Origin of the sequence: Shewanella eurypsychrophilus (assembly GCF_007004545.3) — a bacterium.
GTDB lineage: Bacteria > Pseudomonadota > Gammaproteobacteria > Enterobacterales > Shewanellaceae > Shewanella > Shewanella eurypsychrophilus.
Genome location: NZ_CP045503.2, coordinates 241094 through 265327, shown reverse-complemented (window position 1 = coordinate 265327; position 24234 = coordinate 241094). Strand labels below are relative to the sequence as shown.

The window sequence follows — 24234 nt, the reverse complement described above, 5'->3', positions numbered from 1 at the left end:
TCGGGAGTGACATCACAATTTAATCAAATCTGAAAGCGCTAGCGCTTTTTCTTTACTGGAAGCCAATATTCCATCTTAACTCTTGATTGAGTCTCCCCCTCTACCAAGAGTTCATTTTTTGATGATGTCCCATAATTCTCTAATTCGAAACCTTCAATTCCAACGTACTCAGACTCAGGTAACCAATGACAGATTAACCATTCCACCACATGGCCGAAGCCACTGACGGCACCGTCATAGGAAACCACCGCATATTCTTGTGCAGGAATATCTAGCCTGGTCAGCCTGATATCGACATCTACCTCATTCTGGGCGGAAATGCATGTGACACCGGCCCAATAATTCAGCTGTGTGACTTCATCAAACTCATTGCGGGTATCGATAACCCCTAACAAGTTAACTTCAGGCAAGTTAATAGCATCAATAATCTTGTGCAACTGATGCCAGGTTTCTGGCACGATAGTAGAAAAATCAGGCTTATCGGAAAGTAAGCCCTTAAAAGGTGAAGAGACACCATAGAAGATAAAAGATGGCTTATATTCAATGCGTGTCTGCAAAAATGCATTATCTACAACATAGTCAGAAGCCAGTTTAGATAACTTAGCCAAAGGTGTTCTTAAACCAACTCTCAAGCCTCTCTGTCTATATTCCCTTGGACTAGAGGAAAAAAACTGCTTAAAGGCGCGACTAAAACTGACTTCGGAGTTAAAACCCAGTTCATAGGCAATATCTAGCATACGCTCTTGTCCAGCAAGCACACGTTCTGCAGCTAAGCTCAGCTTTAGCTCTCTGATATATTGAGCAACACTTAAGCCTGTCTGGCTCTGAAATACTCGCTGCAACTGCCATCTTGACCAACAACTCTGATCGGCTAGATCCTCCAGTGACAGAGTCTTATCCAGATTGTCGTGGATATAGTCCAATACCCCTTCGATGCGGGTAAGAGGTGAACGATTAGACATAAACCTCCCTTGAGCAGTAGATGAAAATGGCGAAATAGGAAATTAGTTTACTAGGGCTGATAGGTGATGAGTAATACCCTTGTAGTATATTAACTCATAATGATACAAGCTGGTACAAACTCACTTTAATACCAATTGGTATAAGCTTCGCAGCCACTGCTTTTATCAATGGAAAGCACAAACATAAAAAAGCCCCATAGCGTTAACTATGGGGCTTTCACATTATTCTATATTGGCGTTAAGCCTTTAAGACTTATCCCTTAGGATAAACGTGTGCTACACCTTTGTGGCAGTCTACACAAGTCTTACGCTTATCAGCGTCTTTCTTGAAGTTGCGTTCATGCATTCTCTTAGCCATCTTCTTCATCGCTTCAGGCTGATTCTCGTAAATACGAGTATGACAATGTTGGCAGTTCGCAGAATCAGTGCTCTTAAAGTATTTAAGCGCATGTTCAGCTTGCTCTTTGCGGTTCTCATCTAGCCACTCTTGAGTGTTGAATCCATCGATAGTCAAGAAACCGTAAAGGTCTTTAGACACGATGATCTTCTTCACTAGATACTCAACAGGGTTATGCGGAAGGTGACAATCTTGACACTGAACCGTCACACCTGCGCGACCTGCACCGTGTGCAGATGCCATCACTTCATCTTTCAAAGAGTGATTGCTATGACAAGACATACAGAACTCATCTGTACTTGTCGCGTGTAAAGTTTGTTGTGTAGCAAAATAGCCAACAACACCAACGACAATACCAACTACTAGTAGGGCTAGTATTGAGTATTTCGCGCTTGGTTTAAATAGTGCACGCCAGTTCATCACTCTTCTCCGTAAATATGGTTTTTATTTAGTACTTAATACTCAATGTATTGGTACTTATTATTACTTCATCTCTATTAAGGCAAATTATAAACCAGAACCTACTCATTGATCTGGCTGAAAAAGTACAAAATGAGATCTAGCTCTAACTCTATTTACGAAAAATAGAATTTTGTACTTAGTTCAAATTATATTCACACAAGCTAAAGTTAGCGGAAAGCCATACTTATAGCAAGGAAATACGCGTAATTAGTTGATAGGTAAGTACTTTTATATCTGTTTAGATATATTTTAGTCCTATTAAGCTATTTTTTGACCCTAATCACGAAAAAAAAATTAAAAATTTGAAACTTTTTTAAGATCCACTGGGTCTATTAAGTCATCACAGTATTCATTTAGCGAATTACCAGAAAAATGACAAAGCAATTAGCACATTTGGTATTAATCATCTCACTGGTCGGGCAATTTTTGCTTACGCCAGCGATGGCGATGCCGAGCTTTTTGCATGCATTTACTCACGCTGAAATGACACATGACGATAGTTCAGAGTTAATGCCAGTCATCCAGCAGAGTCCAACGCTTACGTCGAGTATGATGCAATCATCCATTGTAGACGCTACCACCTTCTCTAACGAAGCTGGGATCATGAAACATGGTGAGCAAGACTGTGACATGATGGTGTCTAATATGAGTAGTAATGACAGTGATATACTTATCGACTGTGATGCTCTTTGTGAAATGATAGCTGCTGGTGATTGCGTATCACATTGTGCCAGTACGACTGGTATCCTGATTCAGGCTCAGTTTACTCTGACAACTCCTGAATCGAGTGCTCCAGTACAAACCTTGTCTTGGTCAACCCAAACAGCAGAACTTGCTAGTGTAAATCCCCCTCCAATTTGGACTCGCTTAACTTAACCGTTTACAGCTTGGCGCTTGAAAATTTTACTCTTGCGCACCCAAAGATTAATAAATTATTTATGCCATAAGACAGAGTCTATTGCCTATGTCTATGAAGCTGAGCTCTTGAATAAATCGAAGAGCACTTCATAGCTGGTTGATACTTATTACTCACTCCTGTCTTAGCTCGGTACCCAATTGGAGTCTATTATGAAAACATTTATCACTGCTATCGCCCTAACCGTTGCAAGTCTTACTGCCGTTACTAGCTTCGCATCGTCTGCTGCAAGCGTATCATTTCCCGATTCACTTGCTGTGACAGGCATCAATGGTGAAACTAAGTTTGGTGCTCATCAGATCCAGCTCGCAGATGGCAAAAACCTTATTGAGCTTAAGTATCACGATATCTTTGAAGTTAATGCTGATGATTCAGGAGCATGGGTCAAATCGGCCCCCTTATATCTGATTCTGGAATCAGATCAAGGGCAATACCAGGCGATGACCCCAGTCATTGATACTGAAGAAGAAGCCTATGACTTTATCGATAATCCAGTGATCACCCTCACCGGTGCACAAGGAGACAGTAAAGACGTCGCCTTGCTGACTCACCACCAGCTTATGGCTAAGCTATTACTTGCTAGGCAATAATACTTGTATCTTTTTCTATGCCATTGCAAGACATTCACTTCTTGTAATGGCTAGATACTATGTTATCAGTACATCAGCGCTACCTAACGTGAATATGGGTAATAGTCATTAGGCAATGAATATTGGGTTATCATTTCGAATTTAACTCGATAAATGTGAATTCAGTCAATGCACTATTACTTACTCATGATAAACTAGCCACACTTCATTATCGGATGCTTTATGCTTACGTTTTTTCGCCGCCATACATTAATAGCTTTTACCCTGCTCGCTATGCTGAGCCAAGGGCTGCTATCTAATGGATCATTTATGGTCGGAAAAGCACAAGCTCATGAAGCGATGATGTCTAGTTCTCATCATTCACAGATGATGACCATGAAAAATGGAGCTACTTGCCATACAGAGCAACAGACAAGTGATACCTCCCCTTGCTGCGACTCAGAGCAAATCGACGAAGTGCTTCCCGACGAAACTCAGAGCTGCTGTAACGGCAACGGATATTGCCAGGGTGATTGTAACCATTGTCTGGTTATCTCAGTGACAGGTACTCTATTTGAAACTACTTCTTGGCCAGGATTTAGTCCCTCAGAGTTAGCTATGGCCACTCAAATGCCTCATTTCCATTCAATCTCTATCGCTAAAGATATCAAACCTCCTATAGCTTAATCACACAAGATTTAAGATACATTTATCTTAAATTCAGTAATCTTTTGATTACTTGCTTAGCTATATCTTTAAAACAATTATTAATATCGATCCGATTGTTAACTAAGTTCTTAACGGCTCAATTTGTTCTGTCTGTCAGACGAATGACTTATTGTGCTTAATCAAGACTGTTATTCATTGCGATTGGTTTTATATTAGCCGTTACTTATTTTGATCTATTAGATCTAACCTAGACGGCCGCCTATATGATGGAATTTATAAATGAAAACCCTTATTAGCCTTATTTTATCTGCCTTTATCTTAGTTTCTGTTGTGCCAGCAGTCTCTGCACATGAGCACTCACAAGAGCAAAAGCACGCTCAACATCATGAAATGAAAGCCGATCATGCCTGCCCTATGCATCCAGAAGTCACGGGGGAAAAAGGAGATACTTGCCCTAAATGTGGTATGAACCTGACTGCAGTTAAAAGCGCCTCTAATGGTCAAAGCTGTGACAACTGCCCGCACCATAAAGATGGTGCACATAAACATGGTGCAACGGCTGATACTCACGCATGCCCAATGAATCCAGCTATCACAGGAAGTGAAGGTGATACCTGCCCTAAATGCGGCATGAACCTTGAGCCTATGCAAGCTAAGGCTGATACTCACGCCTGCCCTATGAATTCAAAAATAACAGGTAAAGAAGGCGATACTTGTCCTAAATGCGGCATGAACCTGAAGCCGATACAGGCAAAAGCTGACACTAAGCCTGCAGTTAAGCACAAGCACTAATTTTGAGTGGAGATGAGGCATCATGAGTCAATTTGAAATGAACAAACGCAAAAAACTAGCCTACCTGCTCAGCCTATTTATGGTTGTTACCCCGCAGTTAGCACACTCTCAGTCACTGATAGCCCAGAGCCCGGTGACCGATCACACAGAGCATAGCCACAGCCAAGAGCAAGCAAGCTACTCTTGCCCAATGCATCCAGAGGTGACGAGTCATGAGCCCGGCAGCCGTTGCCCTAAGTGCAACATGTTCCTTACCTTAGATGAAGGTAGCAAGGAGCGAGATCAAAATAGTGACACTATGGCTATGACAGCTATGGCAGAACAAAAAACCTATGTCTGTCCTATGCACCCGGAAGAAACCAGTCATGAATCGGGTAGCCGCTGCTCCATCTGTAATATGTTCCTCGTAGAAGAGGAGGAGGAAGAAGAGCGAGGGCCTATGGATCACTCGGCCCATAACATGAGTGAGGCTATCCCAGAAGAGCACTCGAACCACAAAAATATGAGTCAAGAAGCTCTCACTCCGGCAGACACTGTATTTAACAGTGCTGAGCCAGCTTCTCTCAATGACGGTGGCACGATAAAGTATATTTGCCCCATGCATGCACATATCATCAGTGATGTGCCAGGATCTTGCCCTATATGCGGTATGAACCTAGAGAAAGTCGAAGTCGGTGGCAATAGCAAAGAGATCGAGATAAATGTCTCCGGTGGCATGCAACAAGCCTTAGCCCTAAAGGTCGCTAAAGTTGAAAAAGATACCCTATGGAAGTTTGTTCAGACCGTAGGCCAGATAGATTATGACGAAAGTAAGATCAATCACATCCACGCAAGGGTTACTGGTTGGATCGAGAAACTGACCATTAAGTCTGTCGGCGATAAGATCACTAAAGGCCAACTCCTGTACGAGATCTACTCACCGGATCTAATCAATGCACAGGATGACTTCCTACTTGCTCAAGACACGCTAAAACGTATAGGCAAGAATGCCAGTTATGAAGAGTTACTCAGAAAAGCCGGTTTAAGACTAGAGCTTCTGGGCTTTAATCAAGCTCAGATAAAAACATTGGCTAGATCGAAAAAGACTCAATATCGTGTCCCCTTTTATGCCAAGAGTGACGGCATAGTTAAAGAATTAACCGTTAGAGACGGCATGTACATTCAACCTGCTACCGAGATAATGTCGGTTGTTGATCTGTCTAAAGTCTGGGTCATTGCCGATGTATTTGAAAATGAGCAAAGCTGGTTGGAAGTAGGTCAAAAGACAGAAGTATCAGTACCCGCGATGGGCATCAAAGGTATCGAAGGTGCAATAGATTATATCTATCCAGAACTCGACCCAGTAACTCGCAGTTTGCGCGTCAGAATCGTGGTAAAAAATCATAATATTGAACTTAGACCTAATACCCTAGCCAAGATAGATATCTTCGGAGGTCCCAATGAGGATGCCTTAGTGATCCCTCAAGAGGCTCTCATACAAACGGGTAAAGAGAATCGCGTCATAGTAAAGCTTGAAGATAACAGCTTTACCGCACGTCAGGTCACTGTGGGTATGCTAAGTCAGGGCAAGGCCGAGATTCTCGATGGTTTGGCCGAAGGCGAGCTTGTGATCACCTCGGGTCAATTTTTACTCGATTCAGAAGCCAGCCTCAAGGGTAGCTTGATGCGTCTGACCAGCGGCCACCAGCACTAGGGGATTTATCATGCTTAAAAATATTAATGACGAAGCCTCTATAGGCAGAACTTTCCCTAATTACGACTTGGTACTGGGGGCTTTGATCATGTTTAAGAACATTAATGACGAAGCCTCTATAGGCAGACATATCCTTAGCCACGATTTAACGAAGAGAGGGTTTGATTATGCTTAAGAAAATCATCGAAGCCTCTATCAGACAAAGATTAATGGTACTTATTGTCACCATAATGCTCACTGTCTGGGGTGTTCAGGAGCTAAGAAATACGCCCTTAGATGCCTTACCGGATCTCTCGGATGTACAAGTTATTATCAAGACACCATTCCCGGGTCAGGCACCTAAATTGGTCGAGGAGCAGGTCACTTACCCGCTATCTACAGCCATGCTGGCGGTTCCTGGAGCCAAAACGGTTCGTGGTTACTCCTTCTTCGGTGACTCCTATGTCTATATCATCTTCGAGGATGGTACAGATATCTACTGGGCTCGTTCTCGCGTGTTGGAGTACCTGAATCAAGTAGGTAGCCGCTTACCTCAAGGGGTTCAGCCATCACTAGGTCCGGATGCTTCTGGCGTCGGTTGGATCTTCGAATATGCCCTCGTCGATAGATCGGGGAACTTAGATCTTTCACAGCTTAAGAGCTTGCAAGACTGGTACCTGAAACTTGAACTACAAAGCGTGACAGGCGTTTCCGAAGTTGCCACAGTCGGTGGTATGGAGCTGACCTATCAGATAGTTATAGAACCCGATAAGTTAGCCATCTATAAGCTAGATATTGCAGCGATAAAAGATGCCATATCTAAGTCGAATACCGAAGCTGGCGGCTCGGTTATCGAGATGGCTGAAGCCGAGTACATGGTTCGCGCCAAAGGCTATCGCCAAACTTTGGATGATTTTAGGGAGATCCCTCTCGGGATCACGAGTCCATCGGGGACCCCATTATTACTCAAGGACGTAGCAACGGTACGTAAAGGGCCTGCATCACGCCGCGGTATCGCCGAGCTAGATGGTGAAGGTGAAGTGGTTGGCGGCATCATCATCATGCGTTACGGTGAGAATGCCTTAGCCACCATAGAAGCGGTTAAAGATAAGCTAGAACAACTCAAAGCTGGCTTGCCTGAAGGGGTCGAGATCATCCCGACCTATGACAGATCTCAATTGATCGAAAGCTCGGTAGAAAACCTGTTCCATAAGGTGATCGAAGAGATGTTTGTCGTAGGCTTGGTCTGCCTGTTATTCCTAATGCACGCACGCTCAACCTTAGTCGCGGTGATCACTCTGCCCTTGGCGATACTCATTGCATTCATAATCATGAATAAGATGGGCGTCAACGCCAACATCATGAGCCTAGGTGGTATCGCCATCGCTATCGGTGCCGTGGTCGATGGCGCGATCGTGATGATCGAAAATATGCATAAGCATTTGGAGCATTTCGAGCAGGAAAACAAACGCCAACCGGACATGAAAGAGCACTGGAGGCTGGTTGCTGAGGCCTCGGTCGAAGTGGGTCCGGCGCTATTCTTCTCCTTGCTTATCATTACCTTGAGTTTTATGCCGGTATTTGCCTTGGAAGCTCAAGAGGGTAGACTTTTTAGCCCGCTGGCTTACACAAAAACCTTCGCGATGGCAGCCGCTGCAGTGTTATCCATCACGCTAGTGCCAGTCCTTATGGGGTTCTTTATCCGAGGCAAGATCCCTAAGGAAACCAGCAACCCGATCAGCCGTTTCCTCATTGCTTTATATAAGCCTTCTTTGACCTTAGTACTTAAGTTTCCAAAGATGACACTGGTAGTCGCATTAATCGCACTGATGAGTGCCTGGTATCCAATGAGTAACTTAGGTAGCGAGTTCATGCCCGAACTTGATGAGGGTGATCTACTCTATATGCCTACAGCCTTACCCGGTATTAGCGCCAGTAAGGCCGCCGAGATACTACAGCAGACCGATAGGTTGATTAAGACAGTCCCTGAAGTGAAGCGAGTATTCGGTAAAGTGGGGCGTGCTGAAACAGCAACAGATCCGGCACCGCTAACCATGCTAGAAACCACAATAATGCTTAAGCCTAGGGATGAGTGGCGTGAAGGTTACACCCTGAAAGATGTCATAGAACAGCTGCAACAAACCGTTAAGGTGCCAGGACTTACTAATGCTTGGGTTCAGCCAATTAAGACACGTATCGACATGCTCTCCACCGGGATCAAGACTCCGGTAGGCATCAAGATCACCGGTGCTGACGTGAATGAGTTGCAACAGATAGGCACGGATATCGAAGCCATACTCAGTAAACTACCGCACACTAAGTCGGCCTATGCCGAGCGTGTGGGTGGCGGCCGTTATATCGATATCACGCCTAAATTGGATGTGGCCTCTCGCTATGGTATGACCCTAAGCGATATCCAAGATGTGGTCCGATACGCCATCGGCGGTATGGATATTGGCGAGTCTGTTCAGGGAGCGGAGCGTTACCCTATCAACCTTAGATACCCGAGAGAGCTAAGAGACAATATCGAGAAACTCAGAGAGCTACCGGTTATCACTAAGACGGGGCATTATCTGCCGCTGCGTAACTTAGCCGATATCGAGATCACCGACGGTGCTCCTATGCTCAAGAGTGAAAATGGTCGTTTAATCTCTTGGGTGTTTGTCGATATAGAAGGCACCTCTATTGGTGAATATATCGATGAAGCTAAGGCAGCACTGGAAAATGAGCTCGCCGTACCACCAAGATACAGCTACGACTTTGCCGGCCAGTATGAATATATGCAGCGTGTCGATGAGAAGCTTAAGAAAGTGATCCCAATGGCATTGGGTGTCATCTTCATCATGTTGATGATGACGTTCGGCTCGACAATACAAGCCAGCATGATCATGTTCAGCTTACCATTTGCACTCGTTGGCAGTACCTGGCTCTTATATGCTCTGGACTTCAATATGTCAGTGGCGGTAGCAGTGGGTATGATAGCTCTGGCGGGTGTGGCTGCTGAGTTTGGTGTGGTGATGTTGGTCTACCTCAACAACGCCATCAAGCATAGAAAAGAGACAGGTAAATATGAGGTAGTCAACGATCTGAAAGAGGCCTTGATTGAAGGCGCTGTGATGCGAATTCGCCCCAAGGCAATGACAGTTGCGACCATCTTTTTCGGTCTGCTACCTATCATGTGGGGCTCTGGGGCCGGTAATGACGTAATGCAGAAGATCGCCGCACCTATGGTCGGTGGCATGATAACAGCACCCTTGTTATCACTATTTGTATTACCAGCTCTCTATCTCTTGGTTTATTCACGTAAACTAAGTAAATAAGCGCTCTGTAACACTAAACACCCAGCAATGCTGGGTGTTTTTTTATACTCACTTCTCGAAGTTATACCAATCGGTATAAAGGTGTGGTCACTCAGCGAGAGTTTAGCGCAGTATCAGAAGCGTTAAAGTTGAAATCGTTCAACCGAACTCGTTAAAGAACGTGCAAGTTCATTCATCTCTTCGCTGCGTTTGGCCATATTCTTTGCTTCTTCTTCGTTCTGTCCAGCGGCATCTGCGGCTTCAGCCATACCCAACACGATACGCTCACTACCAGACAATTGCTCTTGAGCAACCAGTGCAATATTTTTACTCATCTGTTCGATGCCACTTAACGCACCGTCCATTAACTCGATAGCCCGGCTTAATTCTAGACTTTGAGTGACACATTCCATGGCCTGCGATTGTCCTAAGCCTATCTCTTTCACAGCATTCGATGTTTCTTGCTGTAAAGCTGTTATCGTGGTTTGGATCTCGGCAGTAGACTCTTGAGTTCGCAGAGCCAAAGTCCTGACTTCATCGGCAACCACAGCAAAACCCCGACCATGCTCACCCGCTCTGGCAGATTCAATCGCGGCATTAAGGGCTAGTAAATTAGTCTGCTCTGCGATTGACACTATGGTATCTAAGATCCCGCCGATACTCTGACTATGGCCATTCAATCTATCCATAATTTCAACCGCCCCGAGTAATCGTGCTGACAAGCTTGAAACCCTTTCATTATTGGCATCAGCAATACCTTTTATTTCATGGCTATGTTCAGTAGCCTCACTGACATTCATTGCGGAAGTATCGGCCTCATCCTTTACCGTATTAGCGCTAACAGACATCTGTTCGGCACCATGCTTCACATCATCGATACGGGTAATTTGTACACTGGCAACTCCAGCTATACGTTGACTCTGCTCACTATAGGAAACTGCAGATTCATCTAATCTATGCGCATTTTTTTGAATATCGTTGAGCAACTGAGTCAAATCTTCAGCCAGTGTATTAATACTGTCTATTAAGGTACCAAACTCATCATCATTATATTTCTTCACCCTTCGACTCAAGTCACCACTGGCAATTCTTGCTAGGGCATTATTGACTGAATTTAACGGGACAAGCATGGCTCTTGTGGTCATATATGAGATAAAACTCGCCATAATGACAAAGACAATCGCCAATACTATTGCTAAGGTTTCACCCGTTTTAATTTCATCTTTTGCAGTATTTTGTAGGAAAACAAACCGCTCATCAGCCAATGAAATTAATTTTTCTAATTCACTCACACTTAACGAAAAATAGTCTTGCGAATGTCCATATGCGATAAGGGATACTGATTCTTGTTCGATGATTTTTTGTTGTAACAGATACAATTCACCAGGTTGGTCTAGGTAGTGCGCGATAATAGATAACGTCTCACTGGCGACAGCAATACTCATTAGGCTATCCAAAGGCTCAGCCTGTCTCTTTAGGTAATCAAAATTACTATTGAGGTTACTCATCAGAAAAATCATATCCTCTTTATGGGCTACCACATCCTCGCTGCGAGATAAGCCCAACATGGTATTTCCCATGGTAAAGAGCATGTCGTCAATACGAGTACCAGTACCAACAACTTCTTCTAAAAGACGCTGCTGGTCTTCAGTTACGACGATCAACTCTAGATCTAGCATGGCATTACTTGCGCTCACCCTGGCATCATCGAATACTTGATAGTGAGTTTTATAGCTTTCGCTTGCGGCTAAGTTCTCAAGTTTAGCAACAAACATCTCTTCACTCGCTTGGATAAATTGATTGAAGTGCGCATCAGCCTGATTAAGTGCACTCTGCATCTGAACTTGATCTGAGACCTTCTGATTCAGAGCTATAGAAGCATTATTGAAGCTTAGCTTTAACTGATTAAATACTTGCTGACTGCGAGTTATTTCTGCACTGTTTTTTTGGGTATTAGCCACTGCCACCAACTTAATCAATTGCAATAATTTAAGTTGTAGAACGTTACTCTGCTTCTGCACCGGAACCGCTAAAGTTTCAATATCCAGGTTAGCACGACTAATGTGACTCAATGATTGGTAAAAAAAACTACTGGCAGTGAGTAGTAATAACCCTATGGCACTAAAGCCCAGGATTATCTTCTGCCGAATTGATACTTGCTGCATAATCAAAAGTCCATCAGCCGAGTACGGAGGGGATTGACTCATTAAAGTTTAGCAGGGAATTATTTTGATGAGTTGTTCATCACTTAAACGATGAAAATAGGCCGATGAGAATAGATTAATAAATGTTAGAAACGAGCACATTTGCGTGATCGTTTCACTTTTTACAAGCTAGAATTACAGCCCCTTTTAACAACGCTTAGATGGCAAGCGTGACCCTGTTGTCTTAACCGAAGTACAACTAGTAGACTTAGCCTTTTCAGGCTGCGTGATGTCAGCTTCTTCTCCAGCACTTCCACCTTGATAATTGGAGCTACAAGCAGTTAATACAGAAAAACAGCATAGAACAGTTAATAATTTCAAAACCCTAATCATTACAAATCCATCTAATAATATATCCAACGAGCATATTAATAGAGCTTTAACCTGTTATCAACATAATTTACACAATGTAAACACCAAAAAACACACCCTGCGCCTCGTGGTAACACTAGCTTAATAGATCCTGACTCAAGGTTATAACAGAGAAGAAGCCCCCCTGAGGATCATTAATAACGGAAAAACGGCCAACTTTCTCTATGTCTGTTGGAGGTACGCAAACCTTACCGCCTAAATGGCTGGCTTTAGCTGCCGCTTCGTCACAATCATCCACACAAAAATAGAGCATCCAGTGAGGTGGCAGATCGCCCCACTCTTCAGTCATTTGCAACATACCTCCCATAGGCTTTCCAGCGACAAGCCATTCAGTATATTCAAATTCAGGCATATCACCGCGCTGGCTTTGCCATTGCAATACATTTGGATAGAATGCCTTGGCAGATTCTGGGTCTCGGCTTGCCAGCTCTACCCAGCACAAGGTGCCATGCTCTCCTTGTCGACGGGAGCCAACATGATCTCCAGCTTGCCAAACGGCAAACTTTGCTCCCTCTGTATCGGTGAACATTGCCATCTTGCCTGCAGTTCCTACATCACATGGTCCCATAGATAAGCTACCACCTTCGGACTCAACATTTTTTACCGTTTCATCCACACTGTCCACAGCAAAATATACCAACCAAGATGTAGGCACTCCCTGCTCAGCCATCTGTGCAGGCATCTGATAGGCGGCACCGATATCATCCTGACCCTCACCTGAGTCAGTAGCTAATCCAAACATGGTATAAATCCCATCAGGGATAGGCATATCCTGACTTTTCCAGCCAAAAAGCTCCGCATAAAACTGCTTTCCAGCCACAGCATCATGGCTGGCAAGCTCGACCCAACAGGCTTGCCCCTGAACATATTGATCAACTCTCATAACTTGCATCCTTAAATACTGATACCAATTGCATTTAGTTAAGCTTGTTTTCTAATTTCTGTCTATGCTAATTGGAGTAGAATTTTTTTCGTAATCAATATAGAACCAACTGCGAGCATACTCAGGTCTCAAGCAGATATTTTAATGCAGTGAATATCGGGATGAGCAAGTTACAATTAAGGATGACACCATGGCATTAACAAACAAACAGATCCGACTTGTGCAAGACTCCTTTAGTCAAGTTGAACCGATAGCAGAGAAAGCTGCCGAAATTTTCTATGACGCCCTATTTGGCATAGACCCCTCACTAAAACCTCTTTTTCGCAATGATATGAAAGTACAAGGTCGAAAACTGATGACCATGTTAAAGGCCGCTGTAGATGGTTTAAATGATCTTGAAGCCTTAGTACCTGCATTACAGCAACTTGCCAAGCGACACAACGATTACGGCACCAAGAAAAGCCATTTTACTCCTGTAGGTAATGCCCTTCTATATACGTTGAAAACAGGCTTAGGTGACGGGTTTACCGAGGAGGTCAGACAGGCTTGGGTCTCAGTTATTCATATTGTAGTCGATACGATGAAACCTGAGATTAAGGGCTAATTTTCAAACTACTATTAATCACGAAATAAACTCCATATACTTCTTCATCAACAGAAGAGAAACGTCGACTTATTATAGCTAAGCTCAATCTACTGCTTCAGTAGTTTGAGTTAAAGGGAGCTTGAGCTCCTTACTCGCTAACATAAATCACTATTGAGGTTTGTTTTGTCATCTCTTATTCAAGGATGTCGTTATTTCATCCTGCCACTTTTAATTACAGCCCTAACACTTTTCTTTATTCAGGAGACTAAATCGAGCTGGCAAATCTGGGACGGGATAATCGAACAACTCCCCTATTGGCTTCTGTCTATCGCGGCATTATTGGCATTACAATTTAACCGCAGTCGTCTGGCTTATTTAGCCGTGTTGCTGTTGGCCTTCTATTTGAGTCAGCATAGTTCCGCTCAAATTTTTCTTCCCTTAAGCCAATACACCACTGAAATATTTATCGGTGGAACACTTGTCATCGCATGCTTTGGCTTCACAAAAGATCGCGGACTTCTTTCCTCACATGGTGTTATACGGGGTCTTGGGATTGCTATAGGGATGGGTTTGGGATTCCTTTGGTTATCAGGATTAAACCTGTACCAAGCTGAAATAAGAACAGCACTCCCTTTTGCGCTATCACAACAGTTTCAAATTATGCTGCCTGTGTATGTTTGCTCTGCTCTACTGATCAGTCGTGCTATTTGGCAGGCAAATTTAGTCAATACCTCTATCTTAACAACATTAGGTATCTGGATATTTTATTACTTTCAGCCAAACACTCTGCCTCTTGCCGTGCTTATGTCATCATTAGCCGTGATCTATCTTTTTACCATCTTGATAGACTCCTATTTTCTTGCCTACCGAGACGAACTGACCGGGCTAGCTTCGCGCCGTGCCCTCTATAACTTAGTACTCTCTCTCGGTAGAAAGTACAGCGTAGCCATGCTGGATATCGACCATTTTAAGAAGTTTAACGATACCTATGGCCATGATGTTGGCGATCAGGTACTTAGGCTGGTAGCCGCAAAAATGGCCCGCGTTTCAGGAGGAGGTAAAGTGTTTAGATATGGTGGCGAGGAGTTCACTATTGTCTTTCCGAGAAAAGATGCAGATTCAATACTCGATGATTTAGAAGATGTAAGAGAGTCCATTGAGGAGTACCGCATCGTCTTACGCAATGATAAGCGCAAGAAACAAAATAACAGTCAAAACAAAGCTAAGCGAAACAAAGCGAAATCTCCAGCGACCAAGACCGTGAGTGTGACTATCTCTATAGGTGTGGCAGAACGCCTAAGTGGTGAAACCTTCGACCAGTCAATGAAACGAGCCGATGAGGCGCTTTATCGTGCTAAGAAAAAGGGTCGCAACCAAACTTGCCTATAATACCGATTAGCGAGAAAACGAGAAAACGAGAAAACGAAAGTCGACTCCACCCATAGATGTGAAGTCGACTCATCATTTAAAGGTTAGAGTGAGTAAAAGTAGTAAATCTGTGACTTCATTCTTATCACTATTCCACGGATCACATCTAGAAAAGCCAAGAAAGCAATTGGCTTCTCACCCGAAATCCATGCCAGCCCCACAGCACCAACCGGAATATCATAATCACCGGGCTCATTAAGCTTTAGGCGCACGAAGTGATGCTTGTTATTCACATTAAGGCCTGTCGTCTGACGAACATTATCGTCTCTAGCGAGCAAACTACCTTGTGACTCTCCTGTCGCTTCGATGATCCCTTCTACTTCGGCATTAAAAACCTTTCCAGGGTAAACAGCAGAAGCAAACTCAGCCCTCTGGCCGACTTTAACATTACGAATGGCCTGATGATTAACTCGCATCAAGACATACTTTTCGTCGGTATACATCTGAATTCTAGGCATAACACCGACAAACTGCCCCTCACGCATGATGAAGTTTGTTACATATCCATTGGCAGGAGCATATATTTTTGTGCTATCTAGATTCCATTGCGCCTGTGCCACATTTTCAAGCTCACCCTGTAGATCAGAGCTTCTACTCTGAACAGTCAACATGGCTTTATCAATATCTAATTTTGTCGTGTGGGCAGCAAGATTCGCCTTCTCTACCTGGGAGGTGTATGCATTGACTCTTGCTTGGGCGATATCAACATTATTTGCCTGTTCGTCAAGTTGGCTCTTAGTGATCGTATCCGGAACTACCCGGTTTTGCTCAATAAAACGCGCCAGTGTTTTCTGCTTCCATTTTAAATCTTTTGTACCCGCAGCGAGTTGATTTTCACTGATATCAATATCTGTAATTGCAGCCTGATGCTCTTTCTTAGCCAGGTTAACATCCTCTTTAGCCAGCGCGAGTTCAAGTTCAGCTGATGTCTTAGCCACTGCCGCTTTATTTAAGGATATTTGATAGGGCTCATCATCCAGCTCATAAATAAGCTGACCGGCTTCAACCCTCTGATTAGGCAAAACATAGATATGCTTCACTTGCCCCTTTATCTGACTTGATGCGGGTCTAAGCTGAATATGAGGCGACTGAACTAATGAACCGCCAGACAGATCCATAGGCGTGTAGTTAAGTAAGCCAACCCAAACAAATAGCAACCAAGCCCCACCACCAATATAGGAGAACCCTTGAGTTAATTTATTCCAAGGCATACCGACCATGCGAAGTAAGTAGATAAAAAGCGCCCATACGGCTAAACCTTCAAGCATTGGTATTCCCCTCGTTATTTTCAATCACAGGTTTGCCTTTACTAGAATGTTCTTCTCGCCAAATATCCCGTATACGACGTAATGCCTTTTCACCATCAACAAATGCTACAAATACCGCGACAACCCATACCCAATGCCACACAAAGCCTATCCAAGTCAGTGCAGTTATCAAACCTATCTGGTGATGATCTTCCTTATGCGCTTTATTGATTGGTAGCTCATGAATTTTCCAAAAACCTATTGCCATTGCTGCTACCGTTGCAACCATAACAACAGCCGCTACGACATGAAGTAAGCTATCCACTCCTGTATCAACAAATGGCATACTGATTAAACTCATACAACACAGACCTCAAGTTATCTAAACTAGAACCTTACAAATTCCATCCTTTCCCCAAAAATTTTTAACTGGTAAAAATACTGGTACTTCACGATAGATGTAAAACATTGTAACCAGTTTGACTTCAGCTATTTTTTGAACAAGACCAGACCGCTAGTTGTATCAAATAAAGCTAAATAATGATTTAATTAGACTTTCATGTAATTAGGTTAAACGATGAAATTTAATACCTCATTTATTAGGGTGTGTTACATCAAGATGATATTTAGAGGCGTTGAAGAGGTCTTTGGGTTAACGTCTGCGGATCTCGGTATACCTCAGACACTCATGAAGGAGCCGATGACTCTGATCCCTTTTTCAGAGGTGTCCAGTTGGCTAAGTCGCCTTGAACAGCTCAGTCAAGATCCTAGCTACATGATGAAGATTGCTAAATATTTGCATTATTCTAGATTGGACATTCCTGGAATTAGCTTCTTATCAAGCACAGATCTTGCTATGAGTGTAAGGCGAATAAACTATGGTATTTCTAGTTTTCACTCGGGTGCCAGTTACTACATCATTCAATCAGGCAAGATAATTAAATGGTGTTACCGCAACCCTTATGTCTTTAACCAGCAAAAAAGTCATGACTCACTACGGGTCGCGATCATGCTCTCCAACGCGCTAAAACACTTTCTTGGTGATGACTATCGACCATTACAGCTTTATCTCAGTGGCCCCAGTGTCGGCCAACAAGAAGCTGAATCTCTTTTCAATTGCCAGGTTGTCTGGAATGCTCCTCAAACAGAGATCTGGATAGATACTAGCGTACTCGTGCAGCAGCCAAGTTCACTACAGCTAGATAGTACTGTTTCTATGCCACGTTCTCTGTTCGAGCAATATTTGGATATGCCTCAGCCACACGACACACCTAAAATATTATTTGAAATGGTAAATTATGCTAGGTATTACGGCTTACCTAAGGTCGATGATGTCGCTGCTCTATTTAATATTTCCCGGCAACAGCTTCAACGCCGGTTACAGCTTCATGGCTTTAACTTTAGTAATATGTGCGGGTACATAATTAGCAATCAGGCAATCAAATACATGTTAGAAGGCAAAAATATTGAGGAGATCACTCAATTACTAGGTTACGCGAATAAACAGAGCTTCAGCAAAGCCTTCAAACGAACCAGAAACTGCACCCCACAGCAATACCTTGATAGAATCAAGCCATGATGCATCTAGCTTTACTTTGCTTGCCACTGCTCTTCATGAATGAGCGTCTCGAGAGGCCTTCTTCTAAGCCAACCTTTTTTCTCTAATTCAGGTTTTTCATAAAACGTACTTACATAGCCTAAACAGAGATAAGCAACTGGCACTATGTGCTCCGGAATGCCTAAGGTCTGATGCAAAACCTCATCATGAATAATGCTTACCCAACCAACGCCTATATTTTCTGCTCGGGCAGCTAGCCATAAATTCTGTACTGCGCAAACAGAGCTATAAAGGTCCATGTCCAGATTTGCCGTACGCCCTAACACTACAGGGCCTGTTCGGGTTCGATCGCAGGTAATACAGATGCCAATAGGTGCTTCTAAGATCCCTTCTAATTTCAAAGCACGGTATTGATCTTTACGCTCCCCCTCAAACAGCAGTTCAGCCTCGGCATTCGCCTTCAAAAAACCTTGTTTGAGTCGTTGTTTAGTTTCATCACTTTTGACAATCACAAAATCCCATGGCTGCATAAAACCGACACTTGGCGCATGATGCGCTGCTGTCAGAATTCGCATCAAAACGTCATCCGGGATGGTGTCGGACTTAAATTCAGATCTGACATCACGACGATTAAAGATCGTCTTATAAACTGCATCTCTTTCAGCTTGAGTGATTTTCAACGTTTCTCTCTTTTTATTTTGACAAAAAAAAGGAGCCTAATAGGCCCCATTTCTACACTTTATCTAGACTAGCCATAAACGGGTAACAGCTCAGCCATAGCCAGTAGATGGCAGGCCCCAGTGACTATCCCAAATAAGATCACGATAGCGATGACTAGCGTCCCACCCGGTACAGTAAAACTATCGGATTCGGGATATATTTGTCTTACTTTATAAGCCATCATAGCCGGCACTATGGCAGCCCAAATTGTCGCAGCTAAGGCTGCAAAGCCGATGGCAATCAAGAAACCATTAGGGAATAGCAGGCCCAATACCGTTGGAGGAACAAACGTAATAGTCGCAGTCTTCAAACGACCAGAACGAGACTCATCAAAGCCAAAAAGATCCGCAAGGTAATCGAACAAACCTAAGGTAACCCCAAGAAAAGAGGAAGCGACAGCTAGATTAGCAAAAACGGTTAGCATACTCGTTAGCCAATCACTGGCCATAACACCGGAAAGAGCCCCTACAAGTACCCCCATATTACCGCCTTGAGCAATAATATCGACAAATCCACTTCTGGGGATATTACCCATGGTTGCAACTAACCAACAGACATAAATAATAAAGGCAATCACAGTGCCTAAAACGATAGCCTTAATTATGGTACTAGGATCTTTACCATAATATTTAACTAAACTAGGCACATTACCGTGATAGCCGAAGCTGACTAAACCAAATGGTAACGCAGCTAGCATATATGGCAGGTAGCTTGTCTCACCATCGGGTTTAAATAGTTTCACAGTATCGATATCGATCAGCAAATTGCCTACAGCGAGAAAGAAAGTAATAACCATACCACCCAGCATTATGGTTGTGATCCTGTCCACAGCCTTGGTGCTGATAAAAACAATAAATGCCAAACCTAAAGCGAAAACCAGTCCTGCCACACTCTGAGGGAGCTCAATACCAGCAGCCTCTAAGCTATGGTTCACAATAGAACCGCCACCACTAATATAAGCATAAGCCAGAATATAGAGAACAAATGCGATCGATAGACCGTTAATAATTCGCCAGAAGTTACCTAAAGTTTCACGAGTCAATGTATCGAAGCTAGCCCCGGGCTCGAAATGTAGATTGGTCTCAAGTAACAATAAACCGGAAACGAGCATACAAAACCACACGCCAATCATCATGATTATCGAGTAGCTAAACCACATCCCCGCACCGACAACGGGCAAAGAAAACATACCGGCACCCACTGCGGTACCCGCAATAATCATGGCTCCACCAAGTAGAGATTTACTGGCCACTTTATTTTTGGCGGCATTCATATGGTTAGCCATTAAATGCAGGCCTCAGTTGTCAAACGAACTAGTTTTTTCATTAAGCCTTATGCTCCGCAGCCACACTATCTTCTATGGTTTGTCTTACAGATGAACGAAGCAAACCATTAGCACGGCCTCTTATTCTCTGAACTTCATCTATTTTTTCGCTGTCTAATATGTAACCCAGCTCTTTAAGCTTGACGCTCAGAGTGCCATAGAGTTTCTTATCGTAAAATTCTGGTGCGGTAATGCCATGAAGAGCACCAAGTCTTTGTGCCAACTTATGACTCTCACGCTCCAACTCATAACGTTCCATTTTGGGACAGACTGCCAATAGATTAAATATGATGGCATAGCGCTGCATCGTCTCACTCACAGTACCAGCGAGTAACAAGAGTTGATTAATCTGACTCTCTACAGGCGAGAAGTGTCCGGATTCGGTCACTAAGCCTTGTGCGATAAATAGATCCAAAATTTGGGTAACATGAACTTCTATGTCCTCGATACCCATAAACAATTCCGCTTTAAGCAAAGGATAGAAATCTTTTACCGTATCGACAATTTCATCTCTTGTGACATGGTCATGTTGAGCTAAACAGCTTGCAACCAGAGACGGAACGATCAAGAGGTGGATGATATTGTTACGGTAATAGGTCATAGCAACTGCAATGCTGCCATCAATAGACACTATATCGCCTAAAGGATCGCTATCGAGTTGTAATTTCTTAAGCTCCAACCCTTGCTGAACTAACAGCTTGCCATCACCTTCTGGTACCGACGTGTAATCGGTATAGGGCAGATCTTTAAGTATCTTAAGATAAAGATCTAGCTGCTTTTCAAGCTGAGAACGCTCTAGGGCATGCTGCTCCGAGGCGAGTAGAACAAGGCTAGTCAAAGTGACCGAGCTGACTGCTGCGGCATCATTGATATTAGTCATGACCCGATTGGCTAAGGTGTTCACGACAGGAGTTAACCACTTAGGCTTCTGCTCAGGATCGTTAGCCAACTCAGTCCTCCAATCTGGTACTTGCTCATCGAGGTAATTTTGCAGAGTAATAGACTGACCGAAGTTAACATAACCTTGACCAAAGTTACCTAACTTACGGATGGCACCAAATAACTGCCAAACGGACTCTTTCTTTTTCTTCTTACCACTTAACTCTTTATGGTAAGTAGCCACTTCCATGACGTGATCATAGCCAAGATATACAGGCACTAAGGTCACAGGCCTTTCCATACCACGGAGCACACTATTAAGCGTCATAGCTATCATGCCGGTCTTGGGCGCCAGCAAACGTCCGGTGCGTGAACGGCCACCTTCAGTAAAGTATTCAACTGAATAACCTTTCTTGAATAGCTGATCTAAATATTCACGGAAAACGACGGTATAGAGCTTGTTACCTCTGAAGCTTCGGCGAATAAAGAAGGCACCACCACGGCGGAACATAGGACCCGCTGGCCAAAAATTAAGATTGATACCAGCAGCAATATGTGGCGGAACCATTCCTTGGTAATAGAGGATATATGAAAGCAATAAGTAGTCCATATGACTACGATGACAGGGAACATAAATAATCTCATGCCCATCATGATGCAGCTGTCTAACCTGTTCAGCTCCTCTAATATTGATGCCTTTATAGAGTTTGTTCCACAGCCAGGTCAAGAAGCGTTCAGCAATACGAACTAGACTCTCTGAGTAATCTGCAGCGACTTCATCCAGATACTCCATCGCCTTAGCTCTAGCCTCGGTTTCCGATATTTTCTTACTCGCCGCTTCTTCGAGAATCGCTTTTTTGAGAGATTCTGAATTTAATAGGTCTTGGAAAAGCACCTGACGCTTAGGTAAAACGGGTCCGGTCATCACCTTACGCTGACGGCTAAAGTGAACCCTAGCGACTCGAGCTAGCTTATGAGCAATCCGCTTGTCAGTGCCATGCTCATCAGCCATATGACGAATTGAAACAGCATTAGAAAATTGAACGAAGTTGTGTCGTCCTAAAAAAAGAATCATCAGACACTTGCGAAGCCAGGTTGGATTTTGACGCTCAAGCACTGCCGCCTTCATCGTATCGTCTTCTTTACCAGGAGTTCGTCCCCAGTACAGGCTCACAGGCACTAACTGTATGTCCAGCTCTGGCTTCTGCTTATGCACCTTCAACAGTTCCATAAAACTGTTTAAGAAAAATTCGTTACTTTTCCTTTGGCCAAATAGAGGCTTAGCTCCCTCTAAACATACGACTCTTGGTGTCTTTCCACCATCGACCACAAGGTCATCATATGGGCTTGGCAGTCCATACTTACTGGTGATTTCACTCAATGCTGCAATGTCACTGAGAGACTCAGTCTTCATCACATAAACCACTGGCTTATCAGGGTCCAAATTGAGATCGACGAAAGGTTCATGGGGCACGACGACAGTCAGTACCAACTGTTTTTGAATCCAACGTAATGATTTATACCAAAGAGAATCTTTTTTAGACATTTTCTTATGCAATGTGAGCCATCTTAATAACCGTATAGAATACCAGATAAAGCAGAGATAGCCCTAATGTCATTAATAAAAGCCACTTATAAGTCATGGTCAGTAATATATTAGCTAAGGACTCAAATTCAACGAGAGAAATACTGGCCAGCTTAACTGTTGAACTTAAATCATAAATATTGAAACTATGATAAAACTTGGTTAATCCTTGCACTGGTCACAATACTGTATATACTGACAGTAACTGTATAGAAAGACAGGATTCATAATGAGACCTTTGACACCAAGACAAGCCGAAATCCTTGAGCTCATCAAGCGTAATATTTCCGATACTGGTATGCCGCCAACCCGTGCTGAAATTGCTAAACGTTTAGGTTTCAAGAGTGCCAATGCGGCTGAAGAGCATTTAAAAGCATTAGCAAAGAAAGGCTGCATAGAGATAATTCCCGGCACCTCACGTGGCATTCGATTAACCCAAGCTGCGGAGCCGGAAGAGTTAGGCTTACCCTTGATAGGTCAAGTCGCAGCAGGAGAGCCTATTCTCGCTCAAGAACATATCGAACAACATTACCAAGTTGATCCAGCTATGTTCCGCCCCAGTGCTGACTTTCTCCTTCGGGTGCGTGGCGATAGCATGAAAGATATCGGCATTCTCGAGGGTGACTTACTTGCTGTTCACAAAATAGAACAAGCAAGAAATGGTCAAGTAGTAGTAGCACGAGTTGAAGACGACGTAACAGTAAAACGTTTTGAGAAAAAAGGCAGCATGGTTTATCTACATGCGGAAAATGAAGAGTATTCGCCCATTATTATTGATCTCACCAGCCAAAGCCTGACCATTGAAGGCCTAGCTGTTGGTGTGATCCGTAACGGCGACTGGCAATAATTGATTTCGCTGATTGACGAAGGAGCTTGGCAATGAATGATTTAATCGGAAACAGCCCTAGACACCCAGGTTTATGGTCGAATCCCCTTGACCAAGTGTCCATCGAACAAAGCAATGCGAGTATCACCACAGTTAGCACCCACACTCAGGGCCGCGTGGAGCTGAGAAAAGTGAGTAATCAGCTTGCTACTTTGAGCCATCAGGGGCAATGGATTGTATTGATCAGTCCTCCTAACATAGGTTACAAGCAGATGTTAGCCGAAGCAGGAGTCAGAATGGACCGCGTCCTTCTCGTTCATGCTAAAGACGAAGTCGAAACCTTATGGGCCATGGAGAAGGCGCTCACCAGTGGTACATCCAGTGCCGTCATCTGCTGGACTAGTGCCTTAGATTCAAGGGACAATCGCCGACTCAAACTGGTAGAAAAAAGTGCGCGCGCCCTAGGTATTGTCATTGAGGATGCGAATAGTCACTTACATGCTAAGCCCCACCGCCAAACAGATACTCACTTCAGCCAGGCCAGTTTATTTGTTTCTCTGCACTGATCTCGAGTCAATATAGCGAATAGAAATTGACTATTTAAGTCCCGTGAGGGACTTTTTTGTGTCTGATTTTTATTTAAAATATTTAAAAGTTTCGCTAAAAGTGATCTTGATCAATATTTCAACACCAAGTAAGTTAGAGTGATAACAACGATAATTTGTTATATCCAAACGATTTAGTAGTCGGCGTAGTAAAATTCTGCCATCTGTAAAAGGCCAGATATTTACCTCGCTGAGATCGGTACTGATATATTCAGCCGTAGGTGCGAGTGTGGTTAACTCTGGTAGTCAGTGACTACCAAACTAAAATAACAGGTAAAC

At 43.5% G+C, this 24234-nt stretch carries 20 protein-coding genes; 11 read left to right on the top strand and 9 right to left on the bottom strand.

Annotated features, from left to right (window positions below):
• Positions 1-38 precede the first annotated feature (38 nt).
• Both FM038_RS01170 and FM038_RS01165 read right to left on the bottom strand, forming a co-directional pair.
• The gene (locus FM038_RS01170; RefSeq protein WP_142873049.1) at positions 39-962 is read right to left on the bottom strand and encodes an AraC family transcriptional regulator; all 924 of its coding nucleotides are present in this window, start codon (positions 960-962) and stop codon (positions 39-41) included.
• Positions 963-1215: 253 nt separating this feature from the next.
• Positions 1216-1779: a NapC/NirT family cytochrome c gene (locus FM038_RS01165; protein WP_142873050.1), complete on the bottom strand. Its 564-nt coding sequence runs from the start codon at positions 1777-1779 to the stop codon at positions 1216-1218.
• A 414-nt stretch (positions 1780-2193) separates the two neighbouring features.
• On the opposite strand from FM038_RS01165, the gene FM038_RS01160 reads away from it, so the two are divergent.
• From FM038_RS01160 to FM038_RS01135, 6 genes are all read left to right on the top strand, one after another.
• On the top strand, positions 2194-2697 hold the full coding sequence (locus FM038_RS01160) for a hypothetical protein (protein ID WP_142873051.1): 504 nt from the start codon (positions 2194-2196) through the stop codon (positions 2695-2697).
• 192 nt (positions 2698-2889) lie between these two features.
• Positions 2890-3327 (top strand): DUF2057 family protein, encoded by a 438-nt coding sequence (locus tag FM038_RS01155; protein ID WP_142873052.1) that lies wholly within the window; start codon positions 2890-2892, stop codon positions 3325-3327.
• Between the two features lie 222 nt (positions 3328-3549).
• Positions 3550-3993, top strand: coding sequence for a hypothetical protein (locus FM038_RS01150; RefSeq protein ID WP_142873053.1), 444 nt, complete (start codon positions 3550-3552; stop codon positions 3991-3993).
• A 261-nt stretch (positions 3994-4254) separates the two neighbouring features.
• Positions 4255-4767, top strand: coding sequence for a heavy metal-binding domain-containing protein (locus FM038_RS01145; protein WP_142873054.1), 513 nt, complete (start codon positions 4255-4257; stop codon positions 4765-4767).
• Between the two features lie 22 nt (positions 4768-4789).
• Positions 4790-6460: an efflux RND transporter periplasmic adaptor subunit gene (locus tag FM038_RS01140; RefSeq protein ID WP_142873055.1), complete on the top strand. Its 1671-nt coding sequence runs from the start codon at positions 4790-4792 to the stop codon at positions 6458-6460.
• Positions 6461-6627: 167 nt separating this feature from the next.
• Positions 6628-9759, top strand: a complete 3132-nt coding sequence (locus tag FM038_RS01135; RefSeq protein WP_142873056.1) for an efflux RND transporter permease subunit — start codon at positions 6628-6630, stop codon at positions 9757-9759.
• A 122-nt stretch (positions 9760-9881) separates the two neighbouring features.
• On the opposite strand, the gene FM038_RS01130 is transcribed toward FM038_RS01135, so the two are convergent.
• Positions 9882-11903, bottom strand: coding sequence for a methyl-accepting chemotaxis protein (locus tag FM038_RS01130; protein ID WP_142873057.1), 2022 nt, complete (start codon positions 11901-11903; stop codon positions 9882-9884).
• Positions 11904-12390: 487 nt separating this feature from the next.
• Complete coding sequence (locus FM038_RS01125) at positions 12391-13197, bottom strand: VOC family protein (protein ID WP_142873058.1); 807 nt, start codon at positions 13195-13197, stop codon at positions 12391-12393.
• 190 nt (positions 13198-13387) lie between these two features.
• Between FM038_RS01125 and FM038_RS01120 the strand changes: the two genes are divergently transcribed.
• Both FM038_RS01120 and FM038_RS01115 read left to right on the top strand, forming a co-directional pair.
• Entirely contained in the window at positions 13388-13801 is a 414-nt protein-coding gene (locus FM038_RS01120) for a globin family protein (RefSeq protein WP_142873059.1), read from the top strand.
• A gap of 165 nt (positions 13802-13966) precedes the next feature.
• Positions 13967-15172, top strand: a complete 1206-nt coding sequence (locus FM038_RS01115) for a GGDEF domain-containing protein (RefSeq protein ID WP_142873060.1) — start codon at positions 13967-13969, stop codon at positions 15170-15172.
• A gap of 83 nt (positions 15173-15255) precedes the next feature.
• On the opposite strand, the gene FM038_RS01110 is transcribed toward FM038_RS01115, so the two are convergent.
• Positions 15256-16479: an HlyD family secretion protein gene (locus tag FM038_RS01110; protein ID WP_142873061.1), complete on the bottom strand. Its 1224-nt coding sequence runs from the start codon at positions 16477-16479 to the stop codon at positions 15256-15258.
• Positions 16472-16819 (bottom strand): MFS transporter, encoded by a 348-nt coding sequence (locus tag FM038_RS01105; protein ID WP_142873062.1) that lies wholly within the window; start codon positions 16817-16819, stop codon positions 16472-16474. Before FM038_RS01105 ends, FM038_RS01110 begins: the two co-directional genes overlap by 8 nt.
• Positions 16820-17035: 216 nt before the next feature.
• Between FM038_RS01105 and FM038_RS01100 the strand changes: the two genes are divergently transcribed.
• Positions 17036-18037 carry an AraC family transcriptional regulator gene (locus FM038_RS01100; protein WP_142873063.1) on the top strand — a complete coding sequence of 334 codons (1002 nt, stop codon included), beginning with the start codon at positions 17036-17038 and terminating at the stop codon, positions 18035-18037.
• An 11-nt stretch (positions 18038-18048) separates the two neighbouring features.
• On the opposite strand, the gene bluB is transcribed toward FM038_RS01100, so the two are convergent.
• The 3 genes from bluB to plsB form a co-directional block, all read right to left on the bottom strand.
• On the bottom strand, positions 18049-18696 hold the full coding sequence (gene bluB, locus FM038_RS01095; protein ID WP_142873064.1) for a 5,6-dimethylbenzimidazole synthase: 648 nt from the start codon (positions 18694-18696) through the stop codon (positions 18049-18051).
• A gap of 68 nt (positions 18697-18764) precedes the next feature.
• Complete coding sequence (gene mtr, locus FM038_RS01090) at positions 18765-20021, bottom strand: tryptophan permease (RefSeq protein ID WP_142873065.1); 1257 nt, start codon at positions 20019-20021, stop codon at positions 18765-18767.
• Between the two features lie 40 nt (positions 20022-20061).
• A complete protein-coding gene (plsB, locus tag FM038_RS01085) occupies positions 20062-22485 on the bottom strand; it encodes a glycerol-3-phosphate 1-O-acyltransferase PlsB (RefSeq protein ID WP_142873066.1) in 2424 nt (807 codons plus the stop codon).
• Between the two features lie 268 nt (positions 22486-22753).
• Here plsB and lexA point away from each other — a divergent pair, with 268 nt between their 5' ends.
• A complete protein-coding gene (gene lexA / locus FM038_RS01080; protein WP_142873067.1) occupies positions 22754-23371 on the top strand; it encodes a transcriptional repressor LexA in 618 nt (205 codons plus the stop codon).
• Positions 23372-23403: 32 nt separating this feature from the next.
• Positions 23404-23916: a cell division inhibitor SulA gene (locus tag FM038_RS01075; protein ID WP_142873068.1), complete on the top strand. Its 513-nt coding sequence runs from the start codon at positions 23404-23406 to the stop codon at positions 23914-23916.
• The last annotated feature ends 318 nt before the right edge of the window (positions 23917-24234 follow it).